The organism is Saccharothrix sp. ST-888, from assembly GCF_000955975.1.
Taxonomy (GTDB): domain Bacteria; phylum Actinomycetota; class Actinomycetes; order Streptomycetales; family Streptomycetaceae; genus Kitasatospora.
The window spans coordinates 1-20,284 of the sequence record NZ_JYJF01000016.1 but is presented as its reverse complement, the minus strand read 5'-3'; the positions used below and the strand labels follow the sequence as shown (position 1 = coordinate 20,284).

15 protein-coding genes are annotated in these 20,284 nt (G+C 71.5%); 5 read left to right on the top strand and 10 right to left on the bottom strand.

All coding sequences use genetic code 11. The features are described from left to right. Positions 1-174: 174 nt before the first annotated feature. From UK12_RS08750 to UK12_RS08710, 9 genes are all read right to left on the bottom strand, one after another. Positions 175-1,377 (bottom strand): acyl-CoA dehydrogenase family protein, encoded by a 1,203-nt coding sequence (locus tag UK12_RS08750; RefSeq protein WP_045301466.1) that lies wholly within the window; start codon positions 1,375-1,377, stop codon positions 175-177. A 183-nt stretch (positions 1,378-1,560) separates the two neighbouring features. Next, entirely contained in the window at positions 1,561-2,064 is a 504-nt protein-coding gene (locus tag UK12_RS08745; RefSeq protein ID WP_045301464.1) for a MaoC family dehydratase, read from the bottom strand. A gap of 19 nt (positions 2,065-2,083) precedes the next feature. Beyond that, positions 2,084-3,046 carry an HpcH/HpaI aldolase/citrate lyase family protein gene (locus tag UK12_RS08740; protein WP_045301462.1) on the bottom strand — a complete coding sequence of 321 codons (963 nt, stop codon included), beginning with the start codon at positions 3,044-3,046 and terminating at the stop codon, positions 2,084-2,086. 22 nt (positions 3,047-3,068) lie between these two features. Beyond that, positions 3,069-5,129 (bottom strand): protein meaA, encoded by a 2,061-nt coding sequence (locus UK12_RS08735; protein WP_045301460.1) that lies wholly within the window; start codon positions 5,127-5,129, stop codon positions 3,069-3,071. Beyond that, positions 5,129-6,499 carry a crotonyl-CoA carboxylase/reductase gene (ccrA, locus tag UK12_RS08730; RefSeq protein ID WP_045301458.1) on the bottom strand — a complete coding sequence of 457 codons (1,371 nt, stop codon included), beginning with the start codon at positions 6,497-6,499 and terminating at the stop codon, positions 5,129-5,131. Before ccrA ends, UK12_RS08735 begins: the two co-directional genes overlap by 1 nt. 330 nt (positions 6,500-6,829) lie before the next feature. Further along, positions 6,830-7,753, bottom strand: a complete 924-nt coding sequence (locus UK12_RS08725; RefSeq protein ID WP_052681725.1) for a TetR family transcriptional regulator — start codon at positions 7,751-7,753, stop codon at positions 6,830-6,832. 206 nt (positions 7,754-7,959) lie between these two features. Further along, entirely contained in the window at positions 7,960-9,735 is a 1,776-nt protein-coding gene (locus UK12_RS08720) for a 3-hydroxyacyl-CoA dehydrogenase family protein (RefSeq protein ID WP_045301456.1), read from the bottom strand. A gap of 465 nt (positions 9,736-10,200) precedes the next feature. Further along, a complete protein-coding gene (locus UK12_RS08715) occupies positions 10,201-11,691 on the bottom strand; it encodes an MFS transporter (protein WP_045301454.1) in 1,491 nt (496 codons plus the stop codon). 67 nt (positions 11,692-11,758) lie between these two features. Further along, positions 11,759-12,403, bottom strand: a complete 645-nt coding sequence (locus UK12_RS08710) for a TetR/AcrR family transcriptional regulator (RefSeq protein ID WP_045301452.1) — start codon at positions 12,401-12,403, stop codon at positions 11,759-11,761. 379 nt (positions 12,404-12,782) lie between these two features. Between UK12_RS08710 and UK12_RS08705 the strand changes: the two genes are divergently transcribed. The 3 genes from UK12_RS08705 to UK12_RS08695 all read left to right on the top strand — a co-directional run bounded on the left by UK12_RS08705 (position 12,783) and on the right by UK12_RS08695 (position 16,887). Beyond that, on the top strand, positions 12,783-14,123 hold the full coding sequence (locus tag UK12_RS08705) for a glutamine synthetase family protein (RefSeq protein WP_045301450.1): 1,341 nt from the start codon (positions 12,783-12,785) through the stop codon (positions 14,121-14,123). Between the two features lie 2 nt (positions 14,124-14,125). Next, positions 14,126-15,226: an amidohydrolase family protein gene (locus UK12_RS08700; protein ID WP_231591103.1), complete on the top strand. Its 1,101-nt coding sequence runs from the start codon at positions 14,126-14,128 to the stop codon at positions 15,224-15,226. 149 nt (positions 15,227-15,375) lie between these two features. Beyond that, a complete protein-coding gene (locus tag UK12_RS08695; RefSeq protein WP_045301448.1) occupies positions 15,376-16,887 on the top strand; it encodes a S8 family peptidase in 1,512 nt (503 codons plus the stop codon). 113 nt (positions 16,888-17,000) lie between these two features. Here the strand turns inward: UK12_RS08695 and UK12_RS08690 are convergent, their stop codons facing one another. Continuing rightward, positions 17,001-17,918 carry a HipA family kinase gene (locus UK12_RS08690; RefSeq protein ID WP_045301446.1) on the bottom strand — a complete coding sequence of 306 codons (918 nt, stop codon included), beginning with the start codon at positions 17,916-17,918 and terminating at the stop codon, positions 17,001-17,003. 122 nt (positions 17,919-18,040) lie between these two features. Between UK12_RS08690 and UK12_RS08685 the strand changes: the two genes are divergently transcribed. After that, entirely contained in the window at positions 18,041-18,481 is a 441-nt protein-coding gene (locus tag UK12_RS08685; protein ID WP_045301444.1) for an SRPBCC family protein, read from the top strand. Between the two features lie 174 nt (positions 18,482-18,655). Then, a complete protein-coding gene (locus UK12_RS08680) occupies positions 18,656-19,840 on the top strand; it encodes a glycosyltransferase (protein ID WP_045301442.1) in 1,185 nt (394 codons plus the stop codon). Positions 19,841-20,284 lie beyond the last annotated feature (444 nt).

The window sequence follows — 20,284 nt, the reverse complement described above, 5'->3', positions numbered from 1 at the left end:
CAAATCGCCGTACCGCCCCCGATCGGCTGACCAGGCCCGGGGACTGCCGCGGTACGGCGGGGCCGGGAGGCAGGCCCGCACGCCCGCCTCCTGGCTTTCGAATGGCTCTCGTGCCGGGCTCCCGGGCCCGGATTCGGCGTGGCGGAATCCGGACCGGGTGCTCACCGGCGTGTCTCACTCCGCGATGCGGTACTCCTCCAGCAGGCGGCGGCCCACGATCATCTTCTGGATCTCCGCAGTACCTTCACCGATCAGCAGCATCGGAGCCTCGCGGTAGAGGCGCTCGATCTCGTACTCCTTGGAGAAGCCGTAGCCGCCGTGGATCCGGAAGGCGTCCTCGACGACCTCCTTGCAGTACTCGGAGGCGAGGTACTTGGCCATCCCCGCCTCCAGGTCGTTCCGCTCGCCGCTGTCCTTCTTGCGGGCGGCCATCACCATCATCTGGTGGGCGGCCTCGACCTTGGTGGCCATCTCGGCCAGCTTGAACTGGATCGCCTGGTGCTCGGCGATCTTCTTGCCGAAGGTGGACCGCTGCTGGGCGTACGAGATGCCCAGCTCGAAGGCGCGCCGGGCGACACCGCAGCCGCGGGCCGCGACGTTGACCCGGCCGACCTCGACGCCGTCCATCATCTGGTAGAAGCCCCGGCCCGGGACCCCGCCCAGGATCCGGTCGGCCGGGATGCGGACGTCCTGGAGCACCAGCTCGGTGGTGTCGACGCCCTTGTAGCCCATCTTCTCGATCTTCCCGGGCACGGTGAGGCCGGGGACCGTCGGGTTGGGGCCGAAGCCGGGCGTCTTCTCGACCAGGAAGGTGGTCATGTTCTTGTACGGCGTCGAGCCGCCCTCGTCGGTCTTGCACAGCACCGCGACCAGGGTGGAGGTGCCGCCGTTGGTCAGCCACATCTTCTGGCCGTTGAGGACGTAGAAGTCTCCGTCCCTGACGCCCTTGGTGGAGATCGCGGCGACGTCGGAGCCGAGGCCCGGCTCGGACATCGAGAAGGCGCCGCGGATCTCGCCGGCCGCCATTCGGGGCAGGAAGTACTCCTTCTGCTCCTGGGTGCCGTGGGCGTTGATCATGTGGGCGACGATGAAGTGCGTGTTGACGATGCCGGAGACCGACATCCAGCCGCGGGCGATCTCCTCGACCACCAGCGCGTAGGTCAGCAGCGACTCGCCGAGGCCGCCGAACTCCTCGGGGATGGTCAGGCCGAACAGGCCGAGCTGCTTCATCCCCTCCACGATCGCGGTCGGGTACTCGTCCCGGTGCTCCAGCTCGGTCGCGACCGGGATGATCTCCTTGTCGACAAAGTCCCGCACGGTGGCGAGGATGTCCCGCTGGATCTCGGTGAGGCCGTCGGTCTGTGCGAGGCGTCCCATCGTGCGGCTCCGTATGTATAGAGGTGTCGCGCGCGGCGCGCCCGTGAAGGGCGGTGGCGGGCGGCGGGGAAGTGGGGGTGACGGGGGCCCGGCCGGCGTGGCTGCGGCAGCAGGGCCCCCGTGTCCGGGTGAGGGGTGGCCGATGACGGCGGCCTCCCCGTCCGGGGTCTTGGGGTGTGGGGCTCAGGAGAGCGGGGTCGGCCGTCCGGGCTGCTCTCCGCCGCGCTCCTTGATGTAGGTCTCGGTCGGCACCATCACCTTGCGGCGGAAGATGCAGACGACCGTGCCGTCCTGCTTGTAGCCCTTGGTCTCGACGTAGACGATGCCCCGGTCGTCCTTGGACTTGGACGGCCACTTGTCGAGGACGGTCGTCTCGCCGTAGATCGTGTCGCCGTGGAAGGTCGGCGCGACGTGGCGCAGCGACTCGATCTCCAGGTTGGCGATGGCCTTGCCGGAGACGTCCGGGACGGACATGCCGAGCAGCAGGGAGTAGATGTAGTTGCCCACTACGACGTTCTTGCCGAAGTCCGTCGTGTTCTCCGCATAGTTGGCGTCCATGTGGAGCGGGTGGTGGTTCATGGTGAGCAGGCAGAAGAGGTGGTCGTCGTACTCGGTGACCGTCTTGCCGGGCCAGTGCTTGTAGACCGCGCCGACCTCGAACTCCTCGTAGGTGCGTCCGAACTGCATCGCGTCTTCCTTAGGGGTCTCAGGCCTGCGGGGGCTCGAACTTGGAGGTGCGCTCGAACCCGGCGGCGCGGCCCTTGCCCGCGATGACCAGGGCCATCTTGCGGCTGGCCTCGTCGATCATCTCGTCGCCGAGCATCGCGGAGCCCTTGGCGCCGCCGGCCTCCGAGGTGCACCAGTCGTAGGCGTCCAGGATCAGCTCGGCGTGGTCGTAGTCCTCCTGGGAGGGGGAGAAGACCTCGTTGGCGATGGCGACCTGGTCCGGGTGCAGCACCCACTTGCCGTCGAAGCCCAGGGCGGCGGCGCGGCCGGCCACCTCGCGGTAGCCGTCGGGGTTGCGGATCTGCAGGAAGGGGCCGTCGATGGCCTGCAGGTCGTGCGTGCGGGCGGCCATCAGGATGCGCATCAGGATGTAGTGGTAGGCGTCCGCCGGGTAGCCGGGGGGCTGCTGGCCGACCACCAGGGTCTTCATGTTGATCGAGGCCATGAAGTCGGCCGGGCCGAAGATGATCGTCTCCAGCCGCGGCGAGGCGGCGGCGATCTCGTCGACGTTGACCAGGCCCTTGGCGTTCTCGATCTGCGCCTCGATGCCGATCCGGCCGACCTCGAAGCCCATCGTCTTCTCGATCTGGGTGAGCAGCAGGTCGAGCGCCCTGACCTGGGTGGCGTCCTGGACCTTGGGCAGCATGATGCAGTCCAGGTTCGGTCCGGCGCCCTCGACGACCGTGATCACGTCCCGGTACGTCCAGTGGGTGGTCCAGTCGTTGACCCGCACGACGCGGGTCTTGCTGCCCCAGTCGCCGTTGTTGAGCGCGTCCACGATGTTGTGCCGGGCGCTCTCCTTGACCAGCGGGGCGCAGGCGTCCTCCAGGTCGAGGAAGACCTGGTCGGCTGCGAGCCCCTGGGCCTTCTCCAGGAAGCGCGGGTTGCTCCCGGGCACGGCGAGGCAGGAACGGCGGGGCCGGAGGCGGTTGACGGTGGTCATGTGCGGGATTCGTTCCTTCCGGTCAGCTGGTCGCGGCCTGCTGCTCGATGCCGTGCAGCGTCGCGGCCCAAGGCTGGAGCCTGTTGGCCAGCCGGATCTCGTCCACGATCCGGCCGATGATGGTGGTGATGCCGAAGTCCTTCGGGGTGAAGACTGCTGCGACTCCCGCGGCCTTCAGGGCCTCGGCATCCGCTGCCGGGATGATGCCACCCACGACGACGGGCACATCCTCCACCCCTGCCCGGCGCAGCCGGTGCAGAACGTCGGGAACCAGTTCCGGGTGGGCACCGGAGAGGATCGACAGGCCGACGCAGTGCACGTCCTCGGCGACCGCGGCGGAGACGATCTGTTCGGGCGTCAGGCGGATGCCCTGGTAGACCACCTCGAAACCGGCGTCGCGGGCGCGGACGGCGATCTGCTCGGCCCCGTTGGAGTGGCCGTCGAGTCCGGGCTTGCCGACCAGCAGGCGCAGCTTGCCCGCGCCGAGCTCGGCGGCCGTGGCGGCCACCGCCTCGCGGACGCCGGCGAGTTCGCCGCCCGGCTCGGCCGCCACCGCGACCGGGGCGCCACCGACCCCGGTGGGGGCGCGGTACTCGCCGAAGACCTCGCGCAGGGCGAAGGACCACTCGCCGGTGGTGACGCCCGCGCGGGCGCAGGCGAGGGTGGCGGGCATCAGGTTGGCGGTGGTGGCCGCGGTGGCCTTCAGCTCCTCCAGCGCGATCTGGACGGCGGCCTCGTCGCGCTGCTCACGCCACTGCTTGAGGGCGGCCAGGACGGACTGCTCGGAGGCCGGGTCGACCACCATGATGGCGGTGTCCAGGTCGGCGGTGAGCGGGCTCTCCTCGGTGGTGTCGAAGCAGTTGACCCCGACGATCTTGTCCTCGCCGGACTCGATCCTGGCCCGCCGGGCGGCGTGCGAGGCCACCAGGTTGGACTTCAGGTAGCCGGACTCGACGGCCGGGATGATGCCCCGGTTGCCGGCCTGGGCACCCATCTCCAGCACCTTGGCGATCTCCGCCTCGGCCCCGGCGAGCAGTTCGGCGGTCTTGGCCTCGACCACCGCGGAGCCGTTGAACAGGTCGCCGTACTCCAGCAGGTCGGACTCGTAGGCGAGTACCTGCTGGATGCGCAGCGACCACTGCTGGTCCCAGGGCCGGGGCAGGCCCAACGCCTCGTTCCAGGCCGGAAGTTGGACGGCGCGGGCGCGGGCGTCCTTGGAGAGGGTGACGGCGAGCATCTCCAGCACGATGCGCTGGACGTTGTTCTCCGGCTGGGCCTCGGTCAGGCCGAGCGAGTTGACCTGGACGCCGTAGCGGAACCGGCGCTGCTTGGCGTCCTCGATGCCGTAGCGCTCCAGGGTGACCTTCTCCCAGAGTGCGGCGAAGGCGCGCATCTTGCACATCTCCTCGACGAAGCGGACGCCCGCGTTGACGAAGAAGGAGATCCGGCCGACCACTTCGCCCATCCGCTCCGCCGGGACCTGGCCGGAGTCGCGGACGGCGTCCAGGACGGAGATCGCGGTGCACATGGCGTACGCGATCTCCTGGACGGGGGTGGCCCCGGCCTCCTGGAGGTGGTAGCTGCAGATGTTGATCGGGTTCCACTTGGGGATGTTGGCCACCGTGTACGCGATCATGTCGGTGATCAGGCGCACGGACGGGCCGGGCGGGAAGACGTGCGTCCCGCGCGACAGGTACTCCTTGACGATGTCGTTCTGGGTGGTGCCGGTGAGCTTGGCGATGTCGGCGCCCTGCTCCTCGGCGACCACCTGGTAGAGCGCCAGCAGCCACATCGCGGTGGCGTTGATCGTCATCGAGGTGTTGGTCTGTTCCAGCGGGATGCCGTCGAACAGCGTGCGCATGTCGCCGACATGGCCCACCGGCACACCGACCCGGCCGACCTCGCCGCGCGCGAGCACGTGGTCGGAGTCGTACCCGGTCTGGGTCGGCAGGTCGAACGCGACCGAGAGGCCGGTCTGGCCCTTGGCGAGGTTGCGCCGGTAGAGCGCGTTGGAGTCGTGGGCGGTGGAGTGGCCCGCGTAGGTGCGCATCAGCCAGGGGCGGTCGCGCTTCTGAGTGCTCATCAGATGTTCCTGCTGTGCTGTTCGGTCCGCTCGGTGACCTCACGGAACAGGTTGATCGCGTCGAGGTGGGTGGCCCGCAGCTCGTGGTTGCGCACGCCCAGGCCCTCCTCCGGGGCCAGGCAGAGCACGCCGACCTTGCCCTGGTGCCTGTTGTGGTGGACGTCGAGCGCGGCCTGCCCGGTCTGCTCCAGGGAGTAGACCTTGGACACCGTCGGGTGGATCTTGCCCTTGGCGACCAGGCGGTTGGCCTCCCACGCCTCGCGGTAGTTGGCGAAGTGCGAGCCGACGATCCGCTTGAGCGACATCCACAGGTAGCGGTTGTCGTACTGGTGCATGTAGCCGGAGGTGGAGGCGCAGGTGACGATGGTGCCGCCCTTGCGGGTCACGTAGACCGAGGCGCCGAAGGTCTCCCGGCCGGGGTGCTCGAAGACGATGTCCACGTCCTCACCGCCGGTCAGGTCGCGGATCCGGCCGCCGAGCCGCTTCCACTCGCGCGGGTCCTGGTTGTGCTCGTCCTTCCAGAACCGGTAGCCCTCGGCGCTGCGGTCGATGATCGCCTCGGCGCCCATCGCCCGGCAGATCTCGGCCTTCTGCGGGCTGGAGACCACGCAGATCGGGGTGGCGCCGCCGGCCAGCGCGTACTGGGTGGCGTACGAGCCGAGTCCGCCGCTCGCTCCCCAGATCAGCACGTTGTCGCCCTGCTTCATGCCCGCGCCGTTGCCCGAGACCAGCTGGCGGTACGCGGTGGAGTTGACCAGGCCGGGGGAGGCGGCCTCCTCCCAGGTGAGGTGGGCGGGCTTGGGCATCAGCTGGTTGGTCTTCACCAGGGCCAGCTGGGCCAGGCCGCCGAAGTTGGTCTCGAAGCCCCAGATGCGCTGCTCCGGGTCCATCATCGTGTCGTTGTGGCCGTCGGAGCTCTCCAGCTCGACGGAGAGGCAGTGCGCGACCACCTCGTCGCCGGGCTTCCAGGCGTTGACCCCGGCGCCGGTGCGCAGCACCACGCCCGCGAGGTCGGAGCCGACCACGTGGTACGGCAGGTCGTGGCGCTTGGTCAGCGGGGAGAGCTTCCCGTACCGCTCCAGGAAGCCGAAGGTGGACACGGGCTCGAAGATCGAGCTCCAGACGGTGTTGTAGTTCACCGCGCTGGCCATGACGGCCACCAGGGCCTCGCCGGGGCCGAGTTCGGGCAGGGCCACGTCGTCGAGGTGGAGGGACTTGCGGGGGTCCTTGTCGCGGCTGTCGAGGCCCGCGAACATCTGCTCCTCGTCCTTGTGGAGCGTCACCGCTCGGTAGGACTCCGGCAGCTTGAGGGCGGCGAAGTCCGCCGAGGTGCTGTCGGAGTTGAGGATCGCGTCGAGGATTTCCTTCATGGCTGCCTCCGAAGGCGTACCTGTGTGAGGGCTGCACAGGGCGTCTGGGGTAGCCGGGAGCGGACACCGGCTTCGCTATCGGTCTGAGGGTGGGTGGTGGTGCCTGCGACGGGTGGTGGTGTCGCACCGGACGAGGCGCGCCGAGGTGGGGAGCCGCGGCGCCGCGACTGGTGAGTAACAACGTAGTGGCACCCTGTGCCACTCGTAAAGACACTGGGTGTCATCAATTCGGGCGAGTGCGACGACCGTTCGAATGCCGCGAAACGGGCAGTGCAAAGGCCCGCCCCGCTACTGCGGAACGGGCCTTGGGAACCTGTCTGACCTGCGGAATCAGCTCATCGACGCGCCGCTCAGGGCGGCCTTGATCCGGTCCACGACCAGGTCCAGCGGAGCGTCCGTGCGGGCCACTGTGATGAGGACCTCACCGCCCGGGCTGGCACTCAGTGCGCTCACCGCCGTCTCCTCCAGCGAAGGGAACGTGTCATCGGTGGCACCGGGTGCCACAGCGGTGCCACGCCGTCGCATCCGATGCGGGGCGGTCGCCCAGAACGTCCCCCGGATCACCTCGAAGGAGTGGTCCAGCTGCGCCTCCACGTCGCCGTGGCCGCCCGCGCGCAGCCAGCGCCGCAGCACGTGGTTGTGCGCCGCCACCACGGCCGCCGCCGACACCTCGGCCAGCATCGAGTCGTCGTCCCCGCCGCGCTGCCAGCCGGGCGGGATCTCCTCGGCGGCGTCGAACCGTCCCAGCAGGTACCGGGTGAACAGCCGCTCGTACCGGGAGACCACCGCGATCTCCCGCTCGCGCAGCGCCGGGACCTGACGGATCAGCTGGTACCGGGCGACCGACACCCCGGGCGTGGAGGCGTACATCCGCAGCACCTCCTTGATGCCCCGGCAGACCACGTCCAGCGGATGCTCCTCCGGCTCGGCGCTGGCCAGCAGGTCGGCCACCCGGACCAGGGTGTCGTCGTGGTCCGGGAAGATCGCCTCCTCCTTCGACCGGAAGTACCGGAAGAAGGTCCGCCGGGCCACCCCGGCCTCGGCCGCGATCTGATCGACCGTCGTCTCCTCGTACCCCTGGGAGGCGAACAGTTCCATGGCGGCCGTGGCCAGATCCTGGCGCATCTGCTGCCGTTGGGCCGCCGCCCGCCGGTGACCGGCGGGCGAGGCCACCGCCGACTGCGCTGCCGGCACCGGTACTGCCAGTGCCTCTTCGAGGGCCGACTGCTGCACGGATGACTGATCCCGATCCATGCCAGGCACGCTACACGCCCCGGCAGTCACGCCCGGGGCCTTGGGGCGGCGCACGGCCGTCACCGGCCCGGTCGCGATCGGCCGCGGCCAGCGGGCGGAGACCGCCCCCGGGTCCCAGACCGGCCGGACGGCCCCGTCGCCCCCGCTCGCCCGGGCACCGCCCGGCCGCCCCCGGCCGGCTGCCGGACCCTGCGCCGGCAGGCCGTTCACCGGCGTGCGTGGTCGCGGAAGCCGCGGCCGGTCTTGCGGCCCAGGCACCCGGCCGCCACCAGGTGCTCCAGCAGCGGCGCCGCCGCCAGACCCGGCTCGCGGAACTCCTGGTGCAGCACCTTCTCGATGGTCAGCGACACGTCCAGGCCGACCACGTCCAGCAGTTCGAACGGGCCCATCGGGTAGCCGCAGCCCAGCTTCATCGCGGTGTCGATGTCGTCCACCGTGGCGTAGTGCTCCTGGAGCATCCGCACCGCGTCGTTCAGGTACGGGAAGAGCAGCGCGTTGACGATGAAACCGGCCCGGTCCCCGCACTCCACCGCGTGCTTGCGCACCGCGGTGCACAGCCCCAGCACGGTCGCGGTGACATCCGCCGAGGTCAGCACCGTGGAGACCACCTCGACCAGCTTCATCGCCGGGGCCGGGTTGAAGAAGTGCATGCCGATCACGTCCTGCGGCCGCGAGGTGGCGGTCGCACAACTGATCACCGGCAGGCTGGAGGTGGTGGTGGCCAGCACCGCGCCCGGCTTGCAGATCTTGTCCAGGGTCGCGAACAGCTCGCGCTTGACCGCCAGATCCTCGGCCACCGCCTCCACCACCAGGTCCACCTCGGCCAGTTCGGCGTACGAACCGGTCGGGGCCACCAGCGCGAGGGCCGCCTCGCGCTGCGCCTCGCTGAGCCGGCCCTTGGCCACCGAGCGCTCCAGCGACCTGGCCAGCTGCGCCTTGGCCCGGTCGGCCTTGTCCTGGCTGCGGGCGGCGAGCAGCACCCGGTACCCGGCCTTGGCGAAGACCTCGGCGATGCCGGTCGCCATGGTGCCCGAGCCGCAGACGCCGATGCTGCGCACCTCCCGGCCGGCCGGCGCGGGCGCGGCACCGACGGCGGCCTCGGCGACCACCTTGGACGATCCCGGTGCCTCGTAGGTGTAGAAGCCGCGCCCCGACTTGCGGCCGAGCAGCCCGGCCGCGACCAGCTGGCCGAGGATCGGCGCGGGCGCGTGCAGCCGGTCCCTGGACTGCTCGTACATCGCCTCCAGGACGGTACGGGCGGTGTCCACGCCGATCAGGTCCAGCAGCGCCAGCGGGCCCATCGGCAGGCCGCAGCCGAGCCGCATCGCGGCGTCGATGTCCTCCCTGGTGGCGTACTTGGACTCGTACATCGCGGCGGCCTGGTTGAGGTAGGCGAAGAGCAGGCCGTTGACCACGAACCCGGCCCGGTCGCCCGCCGCCACCGGCTCCTTGCCCAGCTCCCGGGCGAACTCGGCGGCCTGCGCGGCGGTCTGCGGCGAGGTCAGCACGGTGCGGACCACCTCGACCAGCTTCATGCTGTGCACCGGGTTGAAGAAGTGCAGGCCGAGCACCCGCTCGGGGCGGGCGGTGGCGGCGGCGATCCGGGTGACCGAGAGTGCGGTGGTGCCGGTGGCCAGGACGGTCTCCGGCGGGCAGATCCGGTCCAGTTCGGCGAAGACCTCCCGCTTGAGCTCCAGCTGCTCGGGGACCTCCTCGATCACCAGGTCGGCGGCGGCCGCCGCGTCGAGCCGGTCGCCGACCTCGATCAGCGCGAGCAGTGCCGTCCGCTCCTCGGCGGTGAACCGCTCGCGCTGGACGGCGTGCGCGGTGGCCTCCTCGATCCGGGCCAGCGCCCGGGCGGCGGCGTCCGGACCGGCCTCGATGCCGATCACCCGGCGGCCGCTACGGGCGACGGCCACGGCGATACCGGCACCCATGGTGCCGAGGCCGACCACGGCGACGGTGGGGAAGGGACGCTCCATGGTCCTGACTCCTTGTCATGGGCCCCGCGCCGCGCTCCGGTGCTGCGCCGGGGCAGCGCTGTGCCACGGCCGGGCCGGAGGAGGGCGCGGCGGCGCGGGGGAGTGGTGATGACGGTTGCGGCACCGCAGGCAGGGCCGGTCCGCTCCGGCCGTGCTGCGGGTGTGCCGTGGTGCTCAGGCGCGCTGGATGGGATGAAGCGACGCTGACGCTGAGAAGGTGGCCGTCGCCCGAAGCGGGCCGTGGCCGGGAAGCGGGCACCTGTGCCGGGCCCGTGGACCGCGCGATGGCGCGTCGGACGCCTGCCCCGCCGGTGCGGCTCCCGAAGCCCGGCGGTGGTGCGTGCGGTCACTGTAGCGAAGTTACCGCCGCGTAGGAAGAGTTGGGACAGGACTCCGGGCATGACGAAGCCCCCGCGGCCCACCCCTTGACAGGGACGGACCGCGGGGGCTTCGAGGACGCGAAGGTCAGTGCACCAGCACCGGCACGTCGTTCTCCTGCGCGGCGCCCTGCGACTCGGTGTTCGGGCGGCCGACGTTGATGAAGACGAAGGCGATCGCCGCCGCCAGCACCAGGATGCCGAAGGACCACCAGATCGCGGTCGAGAAGCTGTGCACCATGGTCTGCACCTTGAACAGCGGCGAGGCCGCCGACGCCAGGTGCGACTTGGCGTACGCGGTCGCCGCGCTGGCCGCGATGGTGTTCAGCAGCGCGGTGCCGATCGCGCCGCCGACCTGCTGCGAGGTGTTGACCATGGCGGAGGCGACACCCGCGTCACGCGGCTCGACCCCGTACGTGGCCAGGCTCATCGCGGGCATGAACGCGGTGCCCATGCCGAGGCCCATCAGGACCAGACCGGGCAGGATCAGCGTCGGGTAGGACGTGTCCACCTTGATCTGGGTGAGGATCAGCATACCGAGCGAGGCGGTCAGGAAGCCGGGCACCATCAGCAGGCGCGGGGCGACCCTGGTCATCAGCCGGGCGCCGATCTGGGTCGAGCCGGTGATCATGCCCGCGACCATCGGCAGGAAGGCCAGGCCGGTGACGACCGGGGTGTAGCGCAGCACGACCTGAAGGTAGTAGGTCAGGAACAGGAAGAGCCCGAACATGCCGATCACGGCCGAGCCCAGCGACAGGTACACACCGGCGCGGTTGCGGTTGGTGATCACCCGCAGCGGCAGCAGCGGAGCCTTGACCGAGCGCTCGACCAGCACGAAGGAGACCAGCAGCACCGCGGCGGCGGCGAACAGGCCGAGCGTGCTGCCCGAGGTCCAGCCGTCCGACTCGGCCCGGGTGAAGCCGTAGACCAGGGAGACCAGGCCGGTGGTGACCAGCAGCACGCCGGGGACGTCCAGCTTGTTGCGGTTGCGGCCCTGGGCGGGCTCGCGGATCACCAGGACGGCACCGGCGATGGCGATCGCGGCGAACGGGATGTTGACGAAGAAGGTCCAGCGCCAGTTCAGGTACTCGGTCAGCAGGCCGCCGAGGATCAGGCCGATGGCGCCACCGCCACCGGCGATCGCGCCGTAGATGCCGAAGGCCTTGGCGCGCTCGTGGGCCTCGGTGAACATCACCGCGAGCAGCGAGAGCGCGGCCGGGGCGAGCAGTGCGCCGAACACACCCTGCAGGGCGCGGGCGCCGAGCAGCATGGCGGTGTTGGCGGCCGCGCCGCCGAGTGCGGAGGCGAGCGCGAAGCCGGTCAGGCCGACTATGAAGGTCCGCCGCCGTCCCCACAGGTCGGCGATCCGGCCGCCGAACAGCAGCAGGCCGCCGAAGGCCAGGGCGTAGGCCGTGATGACCCACTGGCGGTTGGCGTCCGAGAAGCCGAGGTCGGCCTGGGCGGACGGGAGGGCGATGTTCACGATGGTCGCGTCGAGCACGACCATCAGCTGGGCGAGGCCGATGAAGACCAGGGCCTTCCAACGCCGGGGGTCCGGCTGGAGGACGGTTTCAGACATGGGGGTACCCACTTACGTACAAGAGCGTGCAGAAGTGCGGGGAGTCAGAGCGCAGATCGGATGCAGGTCAGTTGTGCGGCTTGAGGTCCTCCAGGGTCACGGCGCGGCCGTCCAGTACGGAACGGGCCGGGGCCTCCAGGCCGTCCAGGAAGAGCTGGAGGTGGCGCTGGACGAAACCGTCCATGGTCAGGCATCCACTGCCCGGGAGTGGACGGGTGAGCTGGGTGAGGACGACCACGAAGTCGCCGACGGCGACGTCGGGGCGGAGCCGGCCGTTGCGCTGGGCACGGGTCACCAGTTCGGTGACCGTCTGCTCCAGGCGCAGGCGGCTCGCCGCCAGGTCGGGGTCGTCCTGGTCGATGTGGTCGGAGAGCAGCGGGCACAGGGCGCCGATCCGCTCGCGGGCGGCCGCGAGGGCGAAGCGGCGGACGGCCTCGAAGGTGTCCGCCTCCTCGGCCATCGCGGCCTCGGCGTGCTCGACGACGTTGGTGAGCACCGAGAGCGTCACGTGGTGGATCAGCTCGCGCCGGTCCGGGAAGTTGCGGTACAGCGTCGCGTTCCCCACCCCGGCGCGGCGCGCGATCTCGTCCAGTGGCACGTCCGCACCGGACTCGACGAACGCCTCGCGGGCGGCGGTGATGATCCGCGCCCGGTTGCGGGAGGCATCGGCCCTGAGTCGGGGTTCGGCCGGCTTGGCGGCGGTGACGGTCATGGTCGAGGGCTCCCTTCGGGGTGAGTCCGGCGGCAGGTGTGCTTCCGGGGAATGTGTCCCCGGATCGTGCGGACAGAGGAGTAAACGGGGAGTTCATCCCCGGATATTTCGGGATCGGAGGTGACCTGCGTCACAGGCTTCGGAATTCGCTCGGCGCGGCCTTCGGCCCCCTTCGCCGCAGACGAGGCCCAGAGTGACCACTCTCCGCGACAACGGCGCCCGGTTCAACCGAATTTCGGTTCGGGCGGGACTCGGCCACCGAGGCATCCATGGTCGCAGATGCGCCCCGGAACCCGGATCGGGCCGCCGGATCGGCCGGACGGGTGACAGATCTGCCCGGTTCGGCCCCCGACGGATGCGGGAACGGCAGCATGGAGGTATGAGCACCACGCAGCCCCGCGCGGAACGCGCCGCCCAGGCCCGGTTGGCCGCCGCCAGACTCACCGACGAGGCCATCGACGGCGTGGTGCTCGGCTGGGTGGACAACGCCGGGATCAGCCGGGTCAAGGCCGTCCCGGTGCGCCAGCTGGCGCACGCCGCCGAGTGGGGCGTCGGAGCCGCACCCTGCTTCGACGTGTTCCTGCTGGACGACTCGATGACCAGCAGCCCGTTCACCACCGGCCCCGAGGGCGACCTGCGGCTGGTCCCCGACCTGGCCCGGCTCTCCCGGCTGGCCGCCCAGCCCGGCTGGGCCTGGGCGCCCGCCGACCGCTACACCCAGGACGGCACCCCGCACCCCGGCTGCCAGCGGCGCTTCGCCCGGCGGATGGTGGACGCCCTGGAGCGGCGCGGCCTCGCGCTGCGTGCCGGGTTCGAGGTCGAGTGGGTGGTCACCGACGCCGACGGCCGGCCCGCCGGCGAAGGCCCGGCGTACGGGATGAACCGGCTGATCGACCTCTCCGACTACCTCAGGGACGTGCTGCGGGCCCTCACCGCACAGGAGTTGACGGTACTGCAGATCCACCCCGAGTACGCCCCGGGCCAGTTCGAGGTCTCGGTCGCCGCCGAGGGCCCGATCGAGGCCGCCGACACCGCGCTGCTGGTGCGGCACACCGTGCGCGCCGTCTCGCACCGGTACGGGCTGCGCGCCTCGTTCGCGCCCGCCGTCACGCCGGACGGCGTCGGCAACGGCGGCCATCTGCACCTGAGCCTGTGGCGCGGCGAGCAGAACCTCGGCCACGGCGGCTCGGGCCCGTACGGTCTGCACCACGACGCGGAGACCTTTCTCGCGGGGGTGCTGGCCGAGCTCCCCGCCCTGCTGGCCCTCGGCGCGCCCAGCGTCGCCAGCTACCTGCGGCTGCAACCCTCCCGCTGGGCCGGGCCGTTCCGCTGCTGGGGCCTGGAGAACCGGGAGGCCGCGCTGCGGCTGATCACCGGCTCCACCGGCGCGCAGGCCAACGCCGAGATCAAGTGCTTCGACGCGGCCGCCAATCCCTACCTGGTGGTCGGCGCGGTGCTGGCCGCCGGGCTCGCCGGGCTGGACGCGGGCCGGTCGCTGCCGCCCGAGGTGCACGGCGACCCGGCCGGGGTGTCCGGCGTCGAACGCCTGCCCGCCGACCTCGCGGTGGCCGTGGACGCGTACGAGAAGTCCGTCCTGCTGCGCGAGGCACTCGGTGCCCAGCTGCACGCGGCGGTGCTCGCCGTCCGCCGGGCGGAGATCGAACTCCTCGGCAGCCTGGGCGCGGAGGAGCTGATCGCCGCGACCCGCTGGCGGTACTGACCGTGGACCTGGTCGACCAGCACTGCCACAGCGTGGTCCTCGCCGACCTGGAGCCGGAGCGGTTCGCCGCCCTGCTCACCGAGTCCGACCGCCCGCCCGCCGCCGGGACCACCCCCTTCGACAGCGCGCTCGGCCTGGCCGTCCGCCGCTGGTGCCCGCCGGTCCTCGGGCTGCCCGCCCACGCCCCGGCCGCCGACTACCTGGCCCGGCGGCGGGAGCTGGGCCCCGCCGAGGCCACCGCGCGGCTGCTGGCGGCGGCCGCGCTCGACACCTGCCTGGTCGACACCGGGCTGACCGCCGCCGCCGGGCACACCCTGCTCCCGCTCACCGAACTGGCCGCCGCCACCGGCGCCGAGGTCCGCGAGGTGGTCCGGCTGGAAAACGTCGCCGAACGGGTCACCGCCACCGCGGACGGCTGGTCCCGGGCCCTGCGGTCGGCGCTGGGGACCGCCTGCGCCGGGGCCGTGGCGGTGAAGTCCGTCCTGGCCTACCGGCACGGGCTGGCGGTACCGCCGGCACCGCCGGCGGAGGCCGACGTGGTCCGGGCGGCCGGCGCCTGGCTGAGCGGCCCCCGGACCAGGCTGACCGACCCCGTCCTGCTCGCCCGGCTGCTGTGGACGGCCGTCGACGTCTGTGTCCAACTGGGCCTGCCGATCCAGCTGCACACCGGTTTCGGCGACCCCGACCTGCGGCTGCACCGGGCCGACCCGGCGCTGCTGGTCGACTTCGTCCGCGCCGCCGAGCCCAGCGGCGTCCCGCTGGTCCTGCTGCACGGCTACCCGTACCACCGACAGGCCGCCTGGCTGGCCGCCTCCTTCCCGCAGGTGTACGCGGACATCGGCCTCACCGTCTCGTACACCGGCGCCCGGGCCGCCCAGGTGATCGGCGAGGTGCTCGAACTCGCCCCGTTCGGCAAGGTGTTGTTCTCCACCGACGCGTACGGTCTGCCCGAGCTGTTCCTGGTCGGCGCCGCCCAGTACCGGCACAGCCTCGGGCGGCTGCTCGCCGACTGGCGGGCGGACGGCGCCTGTTCGGCGGCCGACGGGCTGCGGATCGAGCGACTGGTCTCGGCCGACAACGCCCGCCGCCTGTACCGTCTCTGAGCTCCCTTGACCACCTGATGGCGGTTGGTTTCAGCTGGCTTCAAGTCATGTTGACGGTATGACAGTTCTGTGTCGACCTCTTGCCGGTGGCAAGGTCTGTTCACTACCGTCCCGGGCATTCATATGAATACTCGGGAGGGCCAACCCCTATGAGAGTTCCCCGGATACGCCGGATCAGGTTCGCAACGGGAGGGCTCGCGCTGGCCACCGCCGGTGCGCTGGCGCTGCCGGCCGGTACCGCGGTCGCGGCCACGGCACCGGTGCCGCCCGCGGCCACCGCCGCCGCGGCCACCGGGCCGCTGGTCAGCTATGTGGTGAACACCAAGGCCAACCACGGACAGGTCAAGAAGGCCGAACGGGAGATCACCGCACTCGGCGGCACCGTGGTCTACTCGTACGAGCAGATCGGCGTGATCATCGCCCGCTCCGCCGACACCCGGTTCGCCGCCGAACTGCGGCAGTCGAAGACCGTCGACTCGGTGGGAGCCAGCCGCACCAAGGGCATCGTGCAGAACGACCTGGAGACGGCGACCGAGGTGGCCGCCCCGGCCGCCGCGCCCGCCGACGGCACGGAGCCGCTGGAGGCCAACCAGTGGGACCTGCGCCAGATCGGCGCGGACCAGGCCCACCGCACCACCCTCGGCAGCCGCAACGTGGTGGTCGGCGTCCTCGACTCCGGTATCGACGCCACCCACGAGGACCTCGCGCCCAACGTGGACCCCGCACTCTCGGTCTCCTGCATCGACGGCGGGAAGCCCGACACCGACTGGAAGGCCTGGCAGCCCACCACCAGCGAGCACGGCACCCACGTGGCGGGCACCATCGCCGCCGCCAAGAACGGCAAGGGCGTCGTCGGCATCGCGCCGAACGTCCGGCTGGCCGCGGTCAAGGTGGTCGACGACGGCGGTTTCATCTACCCCGAGTACGCCATCTGCGGCTTCGTCTGGGCCGGTCAACACCACTTCCAGGTGACCAACAACAGCTACTACGTCGACCCCTGGATGTTCAACTGCAAGGCCGACCCGGACCAGGCCGCCATCAGTGAGGGCGTCCGCCGTGCGGTGGCCTTCTCGCAGCGCAACGGCGTGCTCAGCGTCGCGGCGGCGGGCAACGCCAACATCGACCTGGCCCACAAGACCACGGACGCCTCCAGTCCCGACGACACCACCCCGGCGTCCCGCCCGATCGACGGCAGCTGCCTCTCGCTGCCCGTCGAACTCCCCGGCGTGGTCGTGGCCGCCGCGACCGGCAGCAACGGCGACAAGTCCTACTACTCCAGCTACGGCCTGAACAAGGTCACCGTGGCCGCCCCCGGCGGCGACGCCCGCTACCAGACCCCGGACACCCCGGACAAGAACGGTCGGATCCTCTCCACCGTCCCGGGCAACAAGTACGCCTACATGCAGGGCACTTCGATGGCCTCGCCGCACGTCGCCGGCGTCCTCGCGCTGCTCGCCAGCAGCCACCCGTGGGCCGGCCCCGACGAGCTGCGCCACCTGCTGACCAGCCAGGCCGACGAGCACGCCTGCCCGACCTCGGTCTACGACCCGGGCGGCACCGGGTCCTACAAGGCCACCTGTGAGGGCGGCCTGCAGAACAACGGCTTCTACGGCGCCGGAGTCGTCAACGCCGCCAAGGCCGTCGACTGGTGGCGCTGGTAACCGCTCCACCGCCACCTGACCGGCCGCAGCGCAGGGGCGCGGGGGCCGTGCGAGAAACCGGACACGCAGGTCGTGGCCGATCGCACGGCTCCCGCGCCCCTCGGCAGTTGCGGTCAGTCGATGTGCCGGCTCCAGTCGGGCGCGGCCGCGGGCTTCCCGTGCAGGTCCGGCACGTGCTGGAGCCAGGCCGGCCGCCCGGCCCGGGTCGCGGCGGCCCGCTCGGCCTCGGTGCGCCGCAGCTGCTCGAGCGTGGCGAACCCGTCCGGCAGCCAGGCGGCGGACCCCCGGGCCCGCGCGGCCAGATGGTGGACGTACGCCTCGCGCAGCTCCGCCACCGAGTCGAACCCGGGCTCCTCGGCCAGCCACTGCTCGGGCACCAACGCGACCACCTCGCGCAGCAGTTCCTCGGTCACCAGCGGCGCCAGCCGGGCGTCGGCGGCGGGTACGTCGGGGCCGAAGGCGGCCAGGGCGTGACCGCTCAGGTCGTACCGCTTGAGCAGCGAGGCATGCGCACCGGACCAGCGGTGATGGAAGATCAGCCCCGCGCCGTTGTCGATCAGCCAGAGCCGGCCGTGCCAGACCATCAGGTTGGGGTTGTGGACGCTGCGGTCCACATTGCCGGTCAGCGCGTCCAGCCAGACCACCTGCCCGGCCTCGACGGGGTCGACGTCCACCATCGGCGGGCCGCCCGCGGCGCCGCCGCCCGGCTGGAAGTCACGGGCGCCCGGCAGGTAGTCCATGCCGAGGTTGCGCCCGGCACTGGCGCGCAGGATGTCCTGGATCTCGGGATCCGGCTCCTCGGCGGCGACGGTCGGATCGAAGTCCACCACGACCAGTTCGGGCACCCGCAGGCCGAGCCGCCTGGCCAGCTCACCGACGATCACCTCGGCCACCAGCGCCTTGCGGCCCTGCGCGGCGCCGGTGAACTTGACCACGTACGTCCCGAGGTCGTCGGTCTCCACGATCCCGGGCACGGAGCCGCCCGCCCGCAGCGGGTCCAGATAGCGGAGCGCAGTCACCTCGGTCAGCACACCGGCCACCCTAACCCGGCAGCTCGCGGACGCGGCCCCGGTTTTGGCGCGGGAGGTGAGCGGTGGTTGGCTTGGGCCGGATATTCGGAGCTTTGCCACCCAGCCGGAGGAGAGTACAAGTCATGGGTCAGGTGTACGCCGCCACCGAGCGGGTCTACCAGGCGTCCCCGCAGCGGGTGTACGAGGCGCTGGCGGACTACGCCGTCACCCGCCCGAAGCTGCTGCCCGCGCAGTACAGCGAGTACGAGGTCCGGGCGGGCGGCACCGGCGCGGGGACCCAGGTGCACTGGAAGCTCCAGGCCACCGAGAAGCGGGTCCGCGACTGCCTGTTCAACGTCACCGAGCCGGCGCCGCTGAAGCTGGTCGAGTCCGACGCCAACTCCTCGATGGTGATCACCTGGACGGTCACGGCGGCCGGTGCGGACCAGGCCAAGGTGCTCGTCGAGACCGTCTGGCAGGGCGCAGGCGGCATCGGCGGCTTCTTCGAGCGGACCTTCGCACCCAAGGGCCTCAACCGCATCCACGACGCACTCCTCACCCGCCTCACCGACGAGGTCGCCTGACCTCTCCCCGCCGGGGGCAACCACGGGCGCACCCGGTTGCCCTGAACGGTTTGCTCCCGGAGCGCTGCCGCACACCCGTACGGCCGTTGGGCCGTACGGGTGATTGCGTTCCCCGTCCCGGGTGACCGCACCCGAGCCCGGGTCTCGCGCCAACCTAGGCTCGCCGCCGTGCATATGACGATCCTTCATGTTTCCCAGCCCGTGGACGGCGGCGTCGCCAGGGTGGTGGTGGACCTGGTCCGGGGGCAGCGCGAGGCGGGGTTCCGGGTGCTGGTCGCCTGCCCGCAGGGTGGCCGGCTGGCCGCCGAGGCGACGGCGGCCGGGGCGCTGGTGCTGGACTGGCCGGCCCGGCGCGCGCCCGGTCCGTGGACGCCCGCAGAGGCGTGGCGGCTGCGCCGGATCGTCCTGGCGGCGGCCCCCGACGTGGTCCATCTGCACAGCGCCAAGGCCGGGTTGGCGGGTCGGCTGGCCGTCCGGGGGGCGGTGCCGACGGTCTTCCAGCCGCACGCCTGGTCGTTCGCCGCCGTCGAGGGCCCGCTCGCGGCGGCCTCCCTGCGCTGGGAGCGGTACGCCACCCGCTGGGCCCGTGCGGTGCTCTGCGTGAGCGAGCGGGAGAGGCAGGACGGCGAGGCGGCCGGACTGGTCGCGCCCTGGCGGGTGGTCCGCAACGGGGTGGACGTCCGGCACCACACCTTCGCCGACTCGGCGGCCCGCCGGGCCGCCCGGATGTCGCTGGGCCTCGATCTGGACGCCCCGCTGGCGGTCTGCGTCGGCCGGCTCTGCCGGCAGAAGGGCCAGGACGTCCTGCTGGCGGCCTGGCCGAAGGTGGCCGAGCGGCTGCCGGAGGCGAGGCTGGCCCTGGTCGGCGGCGGTCCGGACGCCACCGCACTGGCTGATCTGGTCCGTGCACTGCCCGAGCCGTCCCGGGTGCGGCTGGCGGGCGATGTGGCGGACCTCCGGCCCTGGCTGGCCGCCGCCGATCTGGTGGTGCTGCCGTCCCGCTGGGAGGGCATGGCGCTGGCTCCGCTGGAGGCGATGGCGACCGGCCGCCCGGTGCTGCTGACGGATGTGCCGGGGGCGCGGGAGTCGCTGCCGCCCGGACGGTCGGCGGGCGGACTGGTTCCGCCGGAGAATCCGACGGAACTCGCCCGGCGAATGGCCGAGTCGCTCTCCGATCTGATCGAATGCGAACGTCAGGGTGCGGTCGCCCGGGAACATGTGATCGGCCACCATGATGTGCGCTCGGTGGTGCGGCGGGTGACGGAGCTCTATCGAACAATTCTCCTCGCGGAATTCCCGGATGCATCGGGCATTCTGCCTCCGCCCCGCCGAACTGCCCGTGTCCCGGGGCGTTCCTGATCGTTTCTCAGGCCGTGAATGCTCGCCGCGACAGCACCGCCGTGTTCGCTTCCCGACTGCGCGATCGAGGGTTCAAATCGGAAAGTCTGATCAATGGGCGGGTGGAATGAAATGGCAAGTCACCTCATCGAAATCAAGCCGCCGTTCGGTATTGTCTGATTCTGCCTGCCTCGTTACCTCTTTGAGCCGTCGGCCCTCCGGGGGGCAGTCCGGGAATTGGCTGAAATCCGCCCATGGCGGCAGGTGTCACCCGGGCCGAATCCATCGAGCCGGGATGTCCGCGCCGATCCGGATGCCGGTCCGGCCTTCCTGTCGAGGCGGGCGCACAGTCTGCCCGGGCAGGTTCACAGCAGGGGAGTTCGTGCGCTGATGACCATTGACCACGAGAGCGTGCCGCGTCCAGGACGCCCCCTGCCGAACTCCCGGCGGACCGCCGCCGCCATC

Coding starts and splice junctions, on each gene's coding strand:
- UK12_RS08750 (WP_045301466.1), bottom strand. CDS start 1,377: ATGGGACGCCTCGCACAGACCGACGGCCTCACCGAGATCCAGCGGGAC.
- UK12_RS08745 (WP_045301464.1), bottom strand. CDS start 2,064: ATGCAGTTCGGACGCACCTACGAGGAGTTCGAGGTCGGCGCGGTCTAC.
- UK12_RS08740 (WP_045301462.1), bottom strand. CDS start 3,046: ATGACCACCGTCAACCGCCTCCGGCCCCGCCGTTCCTGCCTCGCCGTG.
- UK12_RS08735 (WP_045301460.1), bottom strand. CDS start 5,129: ATGAGCACTCAGAAGCGCGACCGCCCCTGGCTGATGCGCACCTACGCG.
- ccrA (WP_045301458.1), bottom strand. CDS start 6,499: ATGAAGGAAATCCTCGACGCGATCCTCAACTCCGACAGCACCTCGGCG.
- UK12_RS08725 (WP_052681725.1), bottom strand. CDS start 7,753: ATGGATCGGGATCAGTCATCCGTGCAGCAGTCGGCCCTCGAAGAGGCA.
- UK12_RS08720 (WP_045301456.1), bottom strand. CDS start 9,735: ATGGAGCGTCCCTTCCCCACCGTCGCCGTGGTCGGCCTCGGCACCATG.
- UK12_RS08715 (WP_045301454.1), bottom strand. CDS start 11,691: ATGTCTGAAACCGTCCTCCAGCCGGACCCCCGGCGTTGGAAGGCCCTG.
- UK12_RS08710 (WP_045301452.1), bottom strand. CDS start 12,403: ATGACCGTCACCGCCGCCAAGCCGGCCGAACCCCGACTCAGGGCCGAT.
- UK12_RS08705 (WP_045301450.1), top strand. CDS start 12,783: ATGAGCACCACGCAGCCCCGCGCGGAACGCGCCGCCCAGGCCCGGTTG.
- UK12_RS08695 (WP_045301448.1), top strand. CDS start 15,376: ATGAGAGTTCCCCGGATACGCCGGATCAGGTTCGCAACGGGAGGGCTC.
- UK12_RS08685 (WP_045301444.1), top strand. CDS start 18,041: ATGGGTCAGGTGTACGCCGCCACCGAGCGGGTCTACCAGGCGTCCCCG.
- UK12_RS08680 (WP_045301442.1), top strand. CDS start 18,656: ATGACGATCCTTCATGTTTCCCAGCCCGTGGACGGCGGCGTCGCCAGG.